Consider the following 13,974-nt stretch of genomic DNA (forward strand, 5'->3'; position numbering starts at 1 on the left):
GAAAGTTTCGGTCGTGCAACCGATTGACTTCGGAGGAGTGTGGAGGCGGGACCCCCACCCGTCAAGACGTCACCTTCCGGCCAGGGGCGGCCCGGCCGTGCTGCTGCGCACCACCAGGCTCGTCGCCAGCTCCACCCGGGTGGCCGCCGGGGTGCCCTCCTCGCGCGCCAGGTCGAGCACCAGCTTCGCCGCCGCCTCGGCCATCTCGGTGAGCGGCTGCCGTACGGTCGTCAGCGGCGGCCCCACCCAGGGCGCGACCGGCAGATCGTCGAAGCCGACCACGCTCAGGTCCTCCGGGATGCGCAGCCCCAGCTCGCGCGCCGCCTCGTACAGCCCGAGCGCCTGCAAGTCGTTCCCGGCGAAGACCGCGGTCGGCCGGTCCTCCCGGCGCAGCAGCTCCAGGCCCTGCCGGTAGCCGGCCTCGTGATGGAAGTCGCCGTTCCTGATCAGCGCGGGGTCGACCGGCAGTCCGGCGGTCTCCAGGGCCGCCCGGTAGCCGTCGATGCGGGCACGGCTGCACATCATCCGGGACGGGCCGCTGATCGCGCCGATGCGGGTGTGCCCGAGGTCGACGAGGTGCCGGGTGGCGGCGAGTCCGCCCTGCCAGTTGGTCGCGCCGATGGAGGGCACGTCGGCGCCGGGGTCGCCGGCCGGGTCCATGACGACGAACGGGATGGCGCGGCTGGTGAGCAGGGCGCGCTGGGACTCGTCGAGCCCCGACAGCACGAGGACCACCCCGTGCGGGCGGCGGGCGGCGACCTGGTCGGCCCAGGTGCGCCCGGGGGTGAGCCGTCCCGCGCTCTCGCTCAGCACGACGCTCAGCCCGGCGTCCCGGGCGACGTTCTCCACGCCCCGGATGACCTCCATCGCCCAGGCGCTCTCCAGTTCGTGGAAGACCAGGTCGATGAGGGGCGAACGGCTCGCCTCGGCCCGCCGTCGGCGGTAGCCGTGGGCGCGCAGCAGTTCCTCCACGCGGGTGCGGGTCGCCGGGGCGACGTCGGCGCGGCCGTTCAGCACCTTCGAAACAGTCGGCGCCGAGACGCCGGCCTCGCGGGCGATCTCGGCGAGGGTGGCGATCTGCGCCGAACGGCCGGTTGCTGGGGCTGCCGCCCTGGATTCAGCGGGCTCCGGGGGTGTCATGGCGGCGATCGTATCCCTGCACGACCTCTTGACGAACCCTCCCGGCCCGCCTAGGTTCCCAAAACATTCGGCATACATATCGAAACATTCGTTAGGGCCATTCGATTAGGGACATTCGTGAGGGCTTTCACCCTGACAGGAGTTTCATGACCACCGCCCCCTGGCGTGACCCCGCCCTGCCCGCGGCCACCCGCGTCGACGACCTCCTCTCCCGGATGACCCTCGCGGAGAAGACCGCCCAGCTGTACGGCGTGTGGGTGGGCGCCGAGACGGACGGCGACGGGGTCGCCCCGCTCCAGAGCGAGATGACCGCCGATTACGACTGGGACGAGCTGATCACCCAGGGCCTCGGCCAGCTGACCCGCCCCTTCGGCACCGCGCCGGTGGACCCGGCGCTGGGCGCGCAGGCACTGGCCCGCGCCCAGCGCCGTATCGCGTCGGCGGGCCGCTTCGGCATCCCGGCGCTCGCCCACGAGGAGTGCCTGGCGGGCTTCACCGCCTGGCAGGCCACCGCCTACCCGGTCCCCCTCGCCTGGGGCGCGAGCTTCGACCCGCCGCTCGTCGAGGAGATGGCCCGGCACATCGGCCGGGACCTGCGCGCGGTGGGCGTCCACCAGGGGCTCGCCCCGGTCCTGGACGTCGTCCGCGATCCGCGCTGGGGCCGGGTGGAGGAGACCATCGGCGAGGACCCGTACCTGGTCGGCACGGTCGGTGCCGCCTATGTCCGGGGCCTGGAGTCGACCGGGATCGTCGCCACCCTCAAGCACTTCGCCGGTTACGCCTCCTCGGCGGGCGCCCGCAATCACGCCCCGGTGCGGGCGGGCGCCCGGGAGCTCGCCGACGTGACGCTGCCGCCGTTCGAGATGGCGCTGCGCGAGGGCGGAGCGCGCTCGGTGATGGCGGCGTACAACGAGACGGACGGCGTGCCGGCCTCGGCGGACCCCGGACTGCTCACCGAACTCCTGCGCGAGAGCTGGGGGTTCACCGGCACGGTGGTCGCCGACTACTTCGGCGTCGGCTTCCTCCAGTCGCAGCACCGGGTCGCCGGCACCGAGGCGGAGGCGGCCCACGCGGCGCTCGCGGCGGGCCTCGACGTGGAACTGCCCACCCTGAAGTGCTACGGCAGGCCGCTCCTCGAGGCCGTCCGGGCGGGCGAGATCCCCGAGGAGCTGATCGACCGCGCGGCCCGCCGGGTGCTGCTGCAGAAGTGCGAACTGGGCCTGCTCGACGAGGACTGGACCCCCGAACCGGCCGGCCGCATCGACCTGGACTCCACGGCGAACCGTGCCCTGGCCCGCCGGCTGGCCGAGGAGTCGGTGGTGCTGCTGGACAACCCCGACGGCGTGCTCCCGCTCTCCCCCGACCTGAGGATCGCCGTGGTCGGCCCGAGGGCGGCGGACGCGCTGGCGATGCTCGGCTGCTACTCCTTCCCCTCCCACGTCCTGACCCATCACCCGGCCGTCCCGACGGGCATCGAGATCCCGACCGTCCTTCAGGCGCTGCGCACCGAACTCCCCGACGCCAAGGTGACGTTCGCGGCCGGCTGCGACACCTCCGACCCCGACCGGTCCGGCTTCGCGGAGGCGGTGGCGCGGACGTCCGAGGCGGATGTGTGCGTGGCGGTCCTGGGCGACCGGGCGGGCCTGTTCGGCCGGGGCACCTCGGGCGAGGGCTGCGATGTGACGGACCTGCGACTGCCCGGGGTACAGGGCGAGTTGCTGGACACCCTGATCGCCACCGGCGTCCCCGTCGTGCTGGTGCTGCTGACCGGCCGGCCCTACGCGCTGGGCCGCTGGAACGGCCGGCTCGCCGCCGCGGTCCAGGCGTTCTTCCCCGGCGAGGAGGGCGGCCCGGCGGTCGCCGGGGTCCTGTCGGGCCGCGTCAACCCCTCGGGGCGGCTCCCGGTGAGCGTCCCGCAGGTGCCCGGCGGGCAGCCCTGGACCTACCTCCAGCCGCCCCTGGGTCTCGCGGGCGAGGTCAGCAACCTGGACCCGACACCGCTGTACCCGTTCGGGCACGGGCGCGCGTACACGACGTTCACCTGGGAGTCGGAGTCGACCGGGGCGGAGATCGGCACGGACGGCGGCTACGACATGACGGTGACCGTCCGCAACACCGGCGAACGGGCGGGCGCCGAGGTCGTCCAGCTGTATCTGCACGACCCGGTGGCGTCGGTGACCCGCCCCGACATGCGCCTGATCGGCTACCAGCGCGTGGAGTTGGCGCCCGGCGAGGCGGCACGGGTCACCTTGCGTTTCCACGCGGACCTGTCGTCCTTCACCGATCGTTCACTCCGCCGGATCGTCGAACCGGGCATTCTGGAGCTGCGGTTGGGGGCGTCCAGCGCGGACGTGCGGCACACGGCCCGACTCCGGCTCACGGGGCCGGTCCGGGTGCTGGGCCCCGACCGCGTGCTGCGCTGCGAGACGGAGGTGTCGGGACCGGCCTGACCCTCCGCGCCTGGGGGAGGGCACCATGGACAGATACGTCCACCATGAACTGAGGTCCGTGTACACCGCGTCGGCGGCTCTCGCCATCGCCGTGGCGGTGACGACCGGTGTGCGCGGCGCCCCGATGACGGCCTTCGGGCTGGGCCGGTTCCTCCTGTGCATGGTCGGCTTCACCGTGGTGTACACCCTGCTCGGGGCGACCCGGCTCAAGTGGGTCGGCGAGATACGGGACTACGAGGCCGCGGCCCCCCTGGCGGCGGCGCCGGAGAACGCCGTCTCCCTGCGCCGCCACCCCCTCAACTGGTGGCTGTTCACCGCCATGCTGGTCCCGACCGTGGTCTTCGCCATCGCCTATGAGCCCTGGATCGCCTTGCTCCCCCTGTGGTGGGTGCTCGCCTGGTCGGGCCAGGCCTGGCTGGCCGCCGACTGGGAGCGCAGGCACGGCAGGGTCCTGTGGCGCGGCCACGACGAGGACGCCCCCTGGAAGCTGTCGTACTCCCCCGGCCCGGCCCCCCGAGAGACCACGTCGGCGTAGGTCCGCGCCAGGACTTCCGGCTGCTCGGCCGTGGCCCCGTTGTCAGTGGCGCCGCCTAGATTCCGTGCATGGAAGCGACACTCCCGCAGTCCCTGCCGCCGGGCAGGATCATCGAGTCGTACGGCCGCTCGGCCCGTCTGGTGTGGATGAGCGACCGCAGGCTGCCGGACGCCGACGTGTGGTGGAGCCGTCTGTACGCGGAACACCCCAGGACCGGGCTGTACCCCGTGCTCCTGGAGTACTGCGAGGACTGGTACGACGCCACGCGCGGCCCGCGTGCCCCGGTGGACGCCGCCGAACACCTCCGCGGCCTGTGGGAGCCCCGCTCCTGGCCGAAGTTCCCGCACTGGCCGGGCCTGGCCGCACCGGCCGCGACGGGGCTCGCCCCGGGTGCGTGCGCGGCGGAGGCGGCCACCGGCGTCGTACGCGACGACTGGGCCCGCGGTCTGGCCCTGGTCGAGGTCGAGCGAGCCGCCGACGCACCGGCCGCCCTCCACTGGCCGCCTGCCGACGACGCGCTGACGGCTCTGCTCCACTCCTGGGAGGACCGCTTCGGCGCCCAGGTCGTGGCCCTCACACACGGCGGGCTGTTCGTCTCGGTCGCCATACCCGCGAGGGACCTGCACGAGGCCCACGTCCTGGCCGGCGAGCACTACCTGGCCTGCCCCGACGTCTTCCACAACACCTTCGACGACTGGGAGAACACCTACCCGCGGGAACTGATGACCCGGCGGGAGTGGTACTTCTGGTGGGACTGAGTCCCAACCCCTCCGCTAGGACTCCACCGACTCGAACCGCCACCGATGCACCGCCCGGGTCACCAACTCCCCGTCCGGTTCCGGGAGTTCGGGCAGGTCGGTGTCGAGTGCCGCGTCCCACCAGGTGATGACCAGCACCCGGTCCTGCGGCGCCCGGAAGGTCTCCCGGCGCAGCGGCGCGGGCGTGAGCCGCTGTTCCCGCGCCCAGGCCAGCAGGTGCCCGCCCCGCCCGTCGACCGCCCGCGCCTCCCACATCAACGCGACCGTCACGAGTAGAGGTTCTCCTTGCTGACCTCGTGCACATGGTCGTGGCCGGGCACGTGCGGGTCGGTCACCGGCAGCGAGGAGTCCGCCGACAGGTCCCAGCTGGAGGCGGGCCGGTTCCGGGCCACCATCTCGGCGCCCAGGGCCGCCACCATCGCCCCGTTGTCCGTGCACAGCTTCGGCCGCGGCACCCGCAACCGGATGCCGGCCGCCTCGCAGCGCTCCTGGGCGAGCACCCGCAGCCGGGAGTTGGCGGCCACACCGCCGCCGATCATCAGGTGGTCGACGCCCTCGTCCTTGCAGGCACGGACCGCCTTGCGGGTCAGCACGTCCACGACCGCCTCCTGGAAGGACGCCGCCACGTCCCGCACCGGCACCTCCTCGCCCGCCGCCCGCCTGGCCTCGATCCAGCGCGCGACCGCGGTCTTCAGTCCGGAGAAGGAGAAGTCGTACGCCGGGTCGCGCGGCCCGGTCAGACCGCGCGGGAACGCGATCGCCGAGGGGTCGCCCTCCTTGGCGTACCGGTCGATGACCGGCCCGCCCGGGAAGCCGAGGTTCAGCACGCGGGCGATCTTGTCGAAGGCCTCGCCGGCCGCGTCGTCGATGGTCGCGCCCATGGGCCGCACATCGGAGGTGATGTCGCTCGACAGCAGCAGGGAGGAATGGCCCCCGGACACCAGCAGCGCCATCGTCGGCTCCGGCAGCGCGCCGTGCTCCAGCTGATCCACGCAGATGTGGGAGGCGAGGTGGTTGACGCCGTAGAGCGGCTTGCCGAGGGCGTAGGCGTACGCCTTGGCGGCCGATACGCCGACCAGCAGGGCGCCCGCGAGACCGGGACCGGCGGTCACGGCGATGCCGTCCAGGTCCTTCGCGCTCACCCCCGCCTCCTTCAGCGCCCGGTCGATGGTCGGCACCATCGCCTCCAGGTGCGCCCGGGAGGCGACCTCGGGCACGACACCGCCGAAGCGGGCGTGCTCGTCGACGCTGGAGGCGATCGCGTCGGCGAGCAGGGTGGTGCCGCGGACGATGCCGACGCCGGTCTCGTCGCAGGAGGTCTCGATCCCCAGGACCAGGGGTTCGTCAGCCATTGATCTCGGTTCCTTGTTCGGAGGTCGGTCCGGCGGCGGGGCCGCTGTCGGACCGCGTGTTGAGGCGCATCACCAGGGCGTCGACGTTGCCCGGCTGGTAGTAGCCGCGCCGGAAGCCGATCGCCTCGAAGCCGTACCGCTCGTACAGCTTCTGCGCGCGGATGTTGTCGATCCGGCACTCCAGCATCACTTCGCCGCACTCGAAGGCGGTGGCCGCCCGGAGCAGTTCGGTCAGCAGCACTCCGCCGAGCCCGGTCCCCCAGTGGTCCCGGGCGACGGCGATGGTCTGCACGTCCGCCAGGTCCCCGGACGCGGCGAGCCCGGCGTACCCGACGAGCCGCTCGCCGTCCTCGGCGACGACATAGCGCCGGGTCGCCGCGGCGCCGCGCGCGTGGGCCAGCTCGGACCAGAACATGCCCCTGGACCAGGCGTCCTCGGGGAAGAGGTCCTTCTCCAGCTCCAGTACGGGATCGATGTCCCACCAGCGCATCTCGCGCAGCACGGAGGTCACTTGGGGGTGACCACCTTGTAGTTCTTCGGCACCTGGGCATCGGGCCGGCGCAGGTACAGCGGCCGCGGGGCGGGCAGTTCCTCGCCGGCCGCCAGCCGCTCGGCGGCGAGCGCGGCCAGCGCGGCGGCCGAGACGTGCTCGGGCGCGTGCGCGTTCGGGAAGGTGTCGGGGTACAGCAGCGCACCGGCGCCGACGGCGGGCAGGCCCGCTACCTGGTCGGCGATCTCGGCGGGCCGGTCGACGGCCGGGTCGGTCAGCCGGGTGCGGGAGTCGGCGTAGCGCGCCCAGTAGACCTCCTTGCGCCGCGCGTCGGTCGCCACGACGAAGGGGCCCTCGTCGAGGTCGGCGGCGTAGGCGAGTCCGTCGAGGGTGCACACGCCGTGCACGGGGACGCCGAGCGCGAGCCCGAAGGTGTCGGCGGTCATCAGTCCGACGCGCAGCCCGGTGTAGGGGCCGGGCCCGGTCCCTACGACGACGTCGGTGACGGCGTCGAGCTTCAGCCCGGCCTCGGCGAGGACGCGGTCGACGGCCGGCAGCAGCAGCTCGCCGTGCCGGCGCGCGTCCACCTGACTCAAGGAGGCGATGACGTCCGTACCGTCGTGCAGCGCGACGGTCACGGCGGGGGTGGCGGTATCCAGAGCGAGCAAGAGCACGCAAACAGCCTACGGCTCCCGCGGCGCGCGCATCGCCGCTCCGGTCGGTCCGGGGGCAACTGCTAACGTCACGGAAGATCACGCCCAAACGAGAACAAGGTGGACGACCGTGCCAAGCACCAGCGCCGGGATCGTGACCGGGCTCACCGCGGCCGCACTCGTGACCGTCGGGGTCCTCGCCTACCAGGCCTCGGCCACCGTCCCGGCCTCGCTCGGCACCTCACGGCAGGGCGAGCAGCCCGTCGCGCTCGCCTCGAAGGCGCCGCGCGACACCCGGCACCCGGCGGCGCTGCCCGAGGGTTCCGGAAAGGGTGAACGGGTCGTGTACTCGGTGGACGACGACCGGGTCTGGCTGGTCGGCGCCGGCGACGCGGTCCGGCGCACCTTCAACGTGACCCCCGGCACGGTGGACCCGGCCCCGGGCTCCTACTACGTCACGTCCCGGTCGAACACGGTCACCGGCACCGACGGCACCCCCATCGAACACGTCGTCCGCTTCACCGCCGTCGGCGGTGTCACCGTCGGCTTCAGCGCGGCCGTCGACGGCTCGCCCCGGCCGCCCGACCCCGCCACCCGCATCGGCGGCATCCGCGAGTCCCGCGAGGACGGCGACGCGATGTGGGACTTCGCGACGATCGGCCAGAAGGTGATCGTGATCCGCTAGGGCCGGCGAGGGCACGCGCCAGGCCCGGCGCGGTCGGCGGGAATGGCGCCCGGGTCTCCTAGGCCGCTTCGCGGTGTTCGGTGACGTGTGGCGGGAGGGTCTCGCGGTCCGGGACACGCGGGGGTGTGGAGATCGCGTGCGCCGCGGCGCATGCCGCCAGCAGGTCGCGCATGGGCACCGCGGACATCGCGCGCGGTACGGGCTCGTGTCGTTCCGTGGCCGACATGGACGCCTCCTGAGGATCCGGGGGCGGACGTAGTTAGGTAGACCTAACTACGAACTGGGTACCATGTGACCACGCGCACGACCGCGAACGCAATATCTTGCCGACGTCTTGTCGGAATATTCATCCGCGCCTGCCCGGACAGCCCCTCAGGCCGACAGAGCGCCCAGGTCGACGGCCGCCCAGCGGTCCCCCAGACCCGTCAGGGTCACCTGCCGCACCTCGTCCGTGGTGTCGCCCACGGCGCGGTGGATCCACACCTGGAGCCGGTCCTCGGTGAGCTCCTCGACCTTGCCCTCGCCCCATTCCACGACGATCACCGAGTCGGACAGCGAGACGTCGAGGTCGAGGTCCTCCATCTCGTCGAGCCCGCCGCCGAGCCGGTACGCGTCGACGTGGACGAGCGGCGGACCGTCGCCGAGGGACGGGTGCACCCGGGCGATGACGAAGGTCGGCGAGGTGACGGCGCCCCGGACCCCGAGCCCCTCACCGAGACCGCGGGTCAGCGTCGTCTTGCCCGCGCCGAGCTCCCCGCTGAGCATCACGAGGTCCCCGGCGCGCAGCAGCTTGGCCAGCTTCAGGCCCAGCTCGCGCATCTGCTCGGGGGAGGTGACGGTCAGCTCGGTCTCAACCGGGTTGTGCGGTGCTGCTGGTGCTTCCATAGCCACCCACGGTAGCCCCTGCGGGCACGGCACCCGCGCGGGTGAGGAGGTCCGCGAGACGGTCGGTGACCACTTCCGGGTGTTCCAGCATCACCAGGTGCCCGGCGTCCGGCACGAGCACCAGTTCGGCGTCCGGCAGCAGCCCGGCGATCGCCTCGCTGTGCTCGCTGGGTGTGACGAGGTCCCCGATCCCGGCGAGCACCAGCACCGGCAGGTCCCGGAAGCGGGCGAGCGCCTCGGTCTTGTCGTGGTCGGTGAACGCCGGGTAGAACTCGGCGACCACGTCGATCGGCGTGCCCTCGATCATCCGCTCGGCGAACCGGGCGACGGCCGGGTCGACGTCCCGGCTCGCGAACGAGTACCGCTTGATGATCCCGGTGAACAGGTCCGCGGTGGCCTGCCGCCCCTTCTCCACCAGCTCCGCCCGCTGCCCCAGCGCCTTCAGCACGCCCGGCAGGATCCGCCGGACGGCGTTCACCCCCGCGACGGGCAGCCCGAAGTTGACCTCGCCGAGCCGCCCCGACGAGGTGCCGACGAGGGCCACGGCGACCACCCGGTCACGGATCAGCTCGGGGTACTGGTCGGCGAGCGCCATCACGGTCATCCCGCCCATGGAGTGCCCGACGAGCACGATCGGCCCCTCGGGCGCGGCGGCGTCGATGACGGCCTTCAGATCGCGCCCCAGCTGCTCGATGGTGACCGGCACGTCGTCCCGCACCTGCTCCACCCCGCGCGCGGACCGCCCGTGGCTGCGCTGGTCCCAGTGCACGGTCCGCACGACCCCGCGCAGCGCGGCCCGCTGGAAGTGCCAGGAGTCCTGGCTGAGGCAGTAGCCGTGGCTGAAGACGACGGTGACGGGCAGCGGGGCCTTGCGCCCGAACAGCCGGCGCCGCCGAGGGGCCGAGCCGCCCTCCGGCTCCACCTCGTCGACCTCGTAGTACAGCTCGGTGCCGTCGTCGGCGACGGCCTTGCCGGGCATCCCGCGCAGCGCGCCGTACGGTCCCGCCGCGTCGAGCGCCAGCCGCGCCCTGCGGCGCATACCGCGTCCCACGGTCATCCGCTCCAGGGCGACACCGGCCGCCGCGCCGGCGGCGACCACGCCTATCGCGGTGCCCGCGATGCCGGTCGCCCTGCGCCAGGTCCCGGCCGCCCCCGTGACGGAGGCCACGGCCACGACAGCCTCCGCGCTGCTCTCGCTCACGTACCGCTCCCTCTCCGCCGACTACGACAGGACCGCACGACTCCAGGCCTACACGACCGCGGTCGCTTGCTGCTGGGGCGGTTACCCCGTCAGTCCCTCGTTCACGTAGACGCGCGGGACACGGCTTCCGATCCGGGTCACGATCTCGTACGCGATGGTCCCGGCCGCCTGTGCCCAGTCCTCGGCGGTGGGCTCACCGCGGTCGCCGGGGCCGAAGAGGATCGCCTCCGAGCCGACAGCGGGCTCGTCGCCGCCCAGGTCGACGACGAACTGGTCCATCGCGATCCGTCCCGCGACGGTCCGCCACTTCCCGCCGACCAGGACGGGCCCGGTGCCGGAGGCGTGGCGCGGGACGCCGTCCGCGTAGCCGACGGGCACGAGCCCGAGGGTGGTCTCACCGGGGGTGACGTAGTGATGGCCGTAACTCACGCCGTGTCCGCCGGGGACCCGTTTGACCAGGGCCACCGACGCGCTCAGCGTCATCACCGGGCGCAGCCCGAACTCCTGCGGGGCGCCCAGCTCGGGGCTGGGCGAGATGCCGTAGACGGCGACCCCGGTGCGCACCAGGTCGAAGTGCGCCTCGGGGAGGGTGAGCGTGGCCGGTGAGTTGGCGATGTGCCGCACCTCGGGGCGGACCCCGGCCCCCTCGGCGTGCGCGAGCATCTCCCGGAACAGGGTGAGCTGGGCGGCGATGGAGGGATGCCCGGGCTCGTCGGCGCAGGCGAGGTGCGACCAGAGCCCGGTGATCCGGAGCAGGCCCTCCTCCTCGGCGCGCAGGGCGTGGGCGACCAGTTCGGCCCAGTCGTCCCCCGGCTGGCACCCGTTGCGCCCGAGGCCGGTGTCGGCCTTGAGCTGCACGCGCGCGGGACGCGAGGCGCCCCGGGCGGCCGCGACGACCTCCTCCAGGGCCCACATCCCGCTGACGGAGACGTCGAGATCGGCTTCGATGGCCTCCCGCCACGGCCCGCCGGGCGTCCACAGCCAGCACATGACGCGCCCGGTGATGCCGTGGGCGCGCAGCTCCAGCGCCTCCTCCGGGGTGGCCGTGCCCAGCCAGGTCGCCCCGGCCTCGACGGCCGCGCGGGCACACGGGACCGCCCCGTGGCCGTACGCGTCGGACTTGACCACGGCCATCAGGGCCGCGCCCGGCGCGAGGGCGCGCAGGGTCCGCACGTTGGCCCGCAGGGCGGCCAGATCGATCTCGGCGCGGGCGCGCGGGTGCGTGCCGCGCGGGGCAGGTGTCTCACTCATGGCGTCCCCAGTCTCTCAGAGGGGCGGGGCGGCCCTTCCGGACGCCTACGCCCCGGATCGTCGCCCCCAGACGTAGACCCGGTCGCCCTGCTTGAGCACACCCCACAGCTTCCGCGCGTCGCCGAGCCGCAGGTTGACGCAGCCCATCGAGCCGACGGTGGTGAAGATGCTGCCGTAGACGGCGTGGAAGGCCTGTCCGCCGCTGAAGAACTGCGCGTAGGGCATGGGCTGGTGGTAGAGGGTGGAGACGTGGTTCTTGTGCCGCCAGTAGACCTTGAACCAGCCGGCACGGGTCCGGTACCCGGCCCGCCCGCTGCGCATGGGAACCGGCCCGAAGACGACCTTCTTGCCCTTCTGGACCCAGGTGATCTGCCGATCCTGGTCGACGCAGGCGACGCGGTAGCTGCGCTCGGGGCACTTCTGGGCGGCGTTGGGGTCCTTGCGCGCCGACAGGTACTGCATGCGCGACCAGGTGACGAACCCGGCGAAACCGATGGCCGGCTTGATCTTCTGCTCGCGCTGGAAGGCCCGGATGACCTTGCAGTCCGCCTTGGACTGCTTTCCGTCCGCCGTCAGCTTCAGCCACTTCTCCACCTGCCGCTGGAACGGCCCGGTGGACTTGGTGCACGAGACCCGGGCGACGGCGTCGGCGAGCGGCACGTACTCGACGAGGTCGTACGTTCCCGGGGCGGCCTCGGCCGGCTCGACGGCGTCCTCCTCGGCGGTCGGCGTGTACACCTTCGGCGCCAGCACCTGGTCCGGGGTGTCGGTCTGCCAGGGCTGGTAGACCCCGGGGACGAGCTGGGCCTCGGGGCCGCGGGTGGGCGGCGCGGGGTCGGCGACGGCACTTCCGGCGGGGAGCGCGGTGGCGGCGGCGAGCAGCACGGCCACACCTCGGTACGCGATACGTCTGCTGATCATGCGATCAGAGAAACGCGGACGCGGAGGACGCCGGGGGTGCCGCGCGGAGGGGTCACCCTTATTGCCGAGCGCCCCGCGCCTCACCGTGCCAGGTGGTCGAGGGGCCACCACCGGGAGGCCCCTCGCGCCCAGACCCTGCCGTCGCACGGCAGGCGGCACGGTGAGGACCCCACCTAGCCCGCCCGCACATCCCGCCACGCCCCCCGGATCCCGTCCGCCACGTCGTGCGCCCCCACCGGCGCCCCCCGCGCCGCGAGCCGTCCCGCCAGCCCGTGGAGATACGCCCCCACACTCCCCGCGTCCACCGCCGTGAGCCCCGCCGCCAGCAACGACCCCGCGAGCCCCGACAACACGTCCCCGCTCCCCGCGGTGGCCAGCCACGCCGTCCCGGTCGGGTTCACCCGCACCGCACCGCCCCCGGAGTCCGCGACCAACGTCGTCGACCCCTTGAGCAGCACCGTCGCCCCGTACCGCCCCGCCAGTTCCCGTACGGACTCCAGCCGGGCCGCCTCGACCTCCTCCCGCGCCACTCCCAGCAGCGCCGCCGCCTCCCCGGCATGCGGCGTCATCAGGGTGGGCGCGCTCCGCCCCCGCACGGCGTCGATGTCCGCCAGGCGCAGCCCGTCGGCGTCGATCAGCACCGGCACGTCCGCGTCCAACACCTCCGCCACGCTCGCCGAGTCGTCCCCCGCCCCGGGTCCCACGACCCAGGCCTGCACCCGCCCGGCCTTCCCGGGCCCCTGGTCCGACACGAGCGTCTCGGGAAAGCGGGCGAGGACCGCGTCCCCGGCGGGCCCGACGTACCGCACGGCACCGGCCCCGCCCCGCAGCGCCCCGGCCACGGCGAGCACGGCCGCGCCCGGATAGCGCGCGGACCCGGCGGCGATGCCCACGACCCCGCGCCGGTACTTGTCGCTCTCTCCGCCCGGCACCGGCAGCAGCCGGGCGACATCCGCGTGCTGCAAGGCCTCCAGCTCGGCCTCCACGGGCAGCGACAGCCCGATGTCGACGAGCCGCACGGACCCGGCGTACTCCCGCGCCGGGTCCACCAGCAGCCCCGGCTTGTGCGTGCCGAAGGTGACGGTGAGGTCGGCGCGGATCGCGGTGCCCCGCACCTCGCCCGTGTCGGCGTCGACCCCGCTGGGCAGGTCGACGGCGACGACGGCGGCCCGGGACGTCTCGGCCACGGAGGCCAGCGCGGCGGCTTCCGGCCGGAGCCCGCCCTTGCCGCCGATGCCGACGACGCCGTCGAGGACGAGGTCGGCCCGCTCGATCAGAGCCTCCGCGCCGCCGACACCGGTCACCGCGCCGCCCGCCCGCCGCAGCGCCGCCAGGCCGCCGGCATGGGCCCGCTCGGGCGTCAGCAGCACGGCGGCGACCCCGGCGCCCCGTCGGGCCAGCCGGGCACCGGCGAGGAGCGCGTCCCCGCCGTTGTCCCCGCTGCCGACCAGCAGCACGATCCGCCGCCCGTACACCCGGCCGAGCAGATCGGCGCAGGCCGCGGCCAGCCCCGCCGCCGCCCGCTGCATCAACGCCCCCTCCGGCAACCGCGCCATGAGCTCCCGCTCGGCCGCCCTGACCGTCTCCACGCTGTACGCAGTACGCATGGCTCCGAGTCTCCCCCGTGCGTGACGAACCTCGCCGCGGCCATTG

15 protein-coding genes are annotated in these 13,974 nt (G+C 73.7%); 4 read left to right on the forward strand and 11 right to left on the reverse strand.

Annotated elements, in window-relative coordinates; all coding sequences use genetic code 11:
* Nucleotides 1-69: 69 nt before the first annotated feature.
* Complete coding sequence (locus ACZ56U_RS25810) at nucleotides 70-1,140, reverse strand: LacI family DNA-binding transcriptional regulator (protein WP_469086360.1); 1,071 nt, start codon at nucleotides 1,138-1,140, stop codon at nucleotides 70-72.
* 146 nt (nucleotides 1,141-1,286) lie between these two features.
* On the opposite strand from ACZ56U_RS25810, the gene ACZ56U_RS25815 reads away from it, so the two are divergent.
* The 3 genes from ACZ56U_RS25815 to ACZ56U_RS25825 all read left to right on the forward strand — a co-directional run bounded on the left by ACZ56U_RS25815 (nucleotide 1,287) and on the right by ACZ56U_RS25825 (nucleotide 4,883).
* Nucleotides 1,287-3,590, forward strand: coding sequence for a beta-xylosidase/alpha-l-arabinosidase (locus ACZ56U_RS25815; RefSeq protein WP_469086361.1), 2,304 nt, complete (start codon nucleotides 1,287-1,289; stop codon nucleotides 3,588-3,590).
* Between the two features lie 25 nt (nucleotides 3,591-3,615).
* The gene (locus ACZ56U_RS25820) at nucleotides 3,616-4,125 is read left to right on the forward strand and encodes a hypothetical protein (protein WP_469086362.1); all 510 of its coding nucleotides are present in this window, start codon (nucleotides 3,616-3,618) and stop codon (nucleotides 4,123-4,125) included.
* A gap of 68 nt (nucleotides 4,126-4,193) precedes the next feature.
* Entirely contained in the window at nucleotides 4,194-4,883 is a 690-nt protein-coding gene (locus tag ACZ56U_RS25825; RefSeq protein ID WP_469086363.1) for a DUF4253 domain-containing protein, read from the forward strand.
* A 15-nt stretch (nucleotides 4,884-4,898) separates the two neighbouring features.
* Here ACZ56U_RS25825 and ACZ56U_RS25830 read toward each other — a convergent pair whose 3' ends face one another.
* From ACZ56U_RS25830 to tsaB, 4 genes are read right to left on the reverse strand one after another with little or no spacing between them, the layout of a single operon-like run.
* Nucleotides 4,899-5,153: a hypothetical protein gene (locus ACZ56U_RS25830; RefSeq protein WP_469086364.1), complete on the reverse strand. Its 255-nt coding sequence runs from the start codon at nucleotides 5,151-5,153 to the stop codon at nucleotides 4,899-4,901.
* On the reverse strand, nucleotides 5,150-6,235 hold the full coding sequence (gene tsaD / locus ACZ56U_RS25835) for a tRNA (adenosine(37)-N6)-threonylcarbamoyltransferase complex transferase subunit TsaD (RefSeq protein WP_391234475.1): 1,086 nt from the start codon (nucleotides 6,233-6,235) through the stop codon (nucleotides 5,150-5,152). Before tsaD ends, ACZ56U_RS25830 begins: the two co-directional genes overlap by 4 nt.
* The gene (gene rimI / locus ACZ56U_RS25840) at nucleotides 6,228-6,725 is read right to left on the reverse strand and encodes a ribosomal protein S18-alanine N-acetyltransferase (RefSeq protein WP_469086433.1); all 498 of its coding nucleotides are present in this window, start codon (nucleotides 6,723-6,725) and stop codon (nucleotides 6,228-6,230) included. The genes tsaD and rimI overlap by 8 nt, the downstream gene beginning before the upstream one ends.
* Nucleotides 6,726-6,742: 17 nt before the next feature.
* The gene (gene tsaB / locus ACZ56U_RS25845; protein WP_469086365.1) at nucleotides 6,743-7,399 is read right to left on the reverse strand and encodes a tRNA (adenosine(37)-N6)-threonylcarbamoyltransferase complex dimerization subunit type 1 TsaB; all 657 of its coding nucleotides are present in this window, start codon (nucleotides 7,397-7,399) and stop codon (nucleotides 6,743-6,745) included.
* 109 nt (nucleotides 7,400-7,508) lie between these two features.
* Between tsaB and ACZ56U_RS25850 the strand changes: the two genes are divergently transcribed.
* Nucleotides 7,509-8,063: a hypothetical protein gene (locus tag ACZ56U_RS25850; RefSeq protein ID WP_469086366.1), complete on the forward strand. Its 555-nt coding sequence runs from the start codon at nucleotides 7,509-7,511 to the stop codon at nucleotides 8,061-8,063.
* A 58-nt stretch (nucleotides 8,064-8,121) separates the two neighbouring features.
* Here ACZ56U_RS25850 and ACZ56U_RS25855 read toward each other — a convergent pair whose 3' ends face one another.
* The 6 genes from ACZ56U_RS25855 to ACZ56U_RS25880 form a co-directional block, all read right to left on the reverse strand.
* Nucleotides 8,122-8,289 carry a hypothetical protein gene (locus ACZ56U_RS25855; protein WP_469086367.1) on the reverse strand — a complete coding sequence of 56 codons (168 nt, stop codon included), beginning with the start codon at nucleotides 8,287-8,289 and terminating at the stop codon, nucleotides 8,122-8,124.
* Nucleotides 8,290-8,435: 146 nt separating this feature from the next.
* Nucleotides 8,436-8,948: a tRNA (adenosine(37)-N6)-threonylcarbamoyltransferase complex ATPase subunit type 1 TsaE gene (gene tsaE / locus ACZ56U_RS25860; RefSeq protein WP_469086368.1), complete on the reverse strand. Its 513-nt coding sequence runs from the start codon at nucleotides 8,946-8,948 to the stop codon at nucleotides 8,436-8,438.
* Complete coding sequence (locus ACZ56U_RS25865; RefSeq protein WP_469086369.1) at nucleotides 8,914-10,149, reverse strand: alpha/beta fold hydrolase; 1,236 nt, start codon at nucleotides 10,147-10,149, stop codon at nucleotides 8,914-8,916. The genes tsaE and ACZ56U_RS25865 overlap by 35 nt, the downstream gene beginning before the upstream one ends.
* Nucleotides 10,150-10,230: 81 nt before the next feature.
* On the reverse strand, nucleotides 10,231-11,400 hold the full coding sequence (gene alr / locus ACZ56U_RS25870; RefSeq protein ID WP_469086370.1) for an alanine racemase: 1,170 nt from the start codon (nucleotides 11,398-11,400) through the stop codon (nucleotides 10,231-10,233).
* A gap of 45 nt (nucleotides 11,401-11,445) precedes the next feature.
* Complete coding sequence (locus ACZ56U_RS25875) at nucleotides 11,446-12,321, reverse strand: L,D-transpeptidase (RefSeq protein ID WP_469086371.1); 876 nt, start codon at nucleotides 12,319-12,321, stop codon at nucleotides 11,446-11,448.
* A gap of 173 nt (nucleotides 12,322-12,494) precedes the next feature.
* Nucleotides 12,495-13,928, reverse strand: a complete 1,434-nt coding sequence (locus tag ACZ56U_RS25880; RefSeq protein ID WP_469086372.1) for an NAD(P)H-hydrate dehydratase — start codon at nucleotides 13,926-13,928, stop codon at nucleotides 12,495-12,497.
* Between the last annotated feature and the right edge of the window lie 46 nt (nucleotides 13,929-13,974).

Source organism: Streptomyces sp. NPDC034103 (genome assembly GCF_055575395.1).

Bases quoted from the DNA above. Each gene is read 5' to 3' on its own strand.
- ACZ56U_RS25810 (WP_469086360.1), bottom strand. From the start codon at position 1,140: ATGACACCCCCGGAGCCCGCTGAATCCAGGGCGGCAGCCCCAGCAACC.
- ACZ56U_RS25875 (WP_469086371.1), bottom strand. From the start codon at position 12,321: ATGATCAGCAGACGTATCGCGTACCGAGGTGTGGCCGTGCTGCTCGCC.
- ACZ56U_RS25855 (WP_469086367.1), bottom strand. From the start codon at position 8,289: ATGTCGGCCACGGAACGACACGAGCCCGTACCGCGCGCGATGTCCGCG.
- alr (WP_469086370.1), bottom strand. From the start codon at position 11,400: ATGAGTGAGACACCTGCCCCGCGCGGCACGCACCCGCGCGCCCGCGCC.
- tsaE (WP_469086368.1), bottom strand. From the start codon at position 8,948: ATGGAAGCACCAGCAGCACCGCACAACCCGGTTGAGACCGAGCTGACC.
- tsaD (WP_391234475.1), bottom strand. From the start codon at position 6,235: ATGGCTGACGAACCCCTGGTCCTGGGGATCGAGACCTCCTGCGACGAG.
- rimI (WP_469086433.1), bottom strand. From the start codon at position 6,725: ATGCGCTGGTGGGACATCGATCCCGTACTGGAGCTGGAGAAGGACCTC.
- ACZ56U_RS25815 (WP_469086361.1), top strand. From the start codon at position 1,287: ATGACCACCGCCCCCTGGCGTGACCCCGCCCTGCCCGCGGCCACCCGC.
- ACZ56U_RS25820 (WP_469086362.1), top strand. From the start codon at position 3,616: ATGGACAGATACGTCCACCATGAACTGAGGTCCGTGTACACCGCGTCG.
- ACZ56U_RS25880 (WP_469086372.1), bottom strand. From the start codon at position 13,928: ATGCGTACTGCGTACAGCGTGGAGACGGTCAGGGCGGCCGAGCGGGAG.
- ACZ56U_RS25825 (WP_469086363.1), top strand. From the start codon at position 4,194: ATGGAAGCGACACTCCCGCAGTCCCTGCCGCCGGGCAGGATCATCGAG.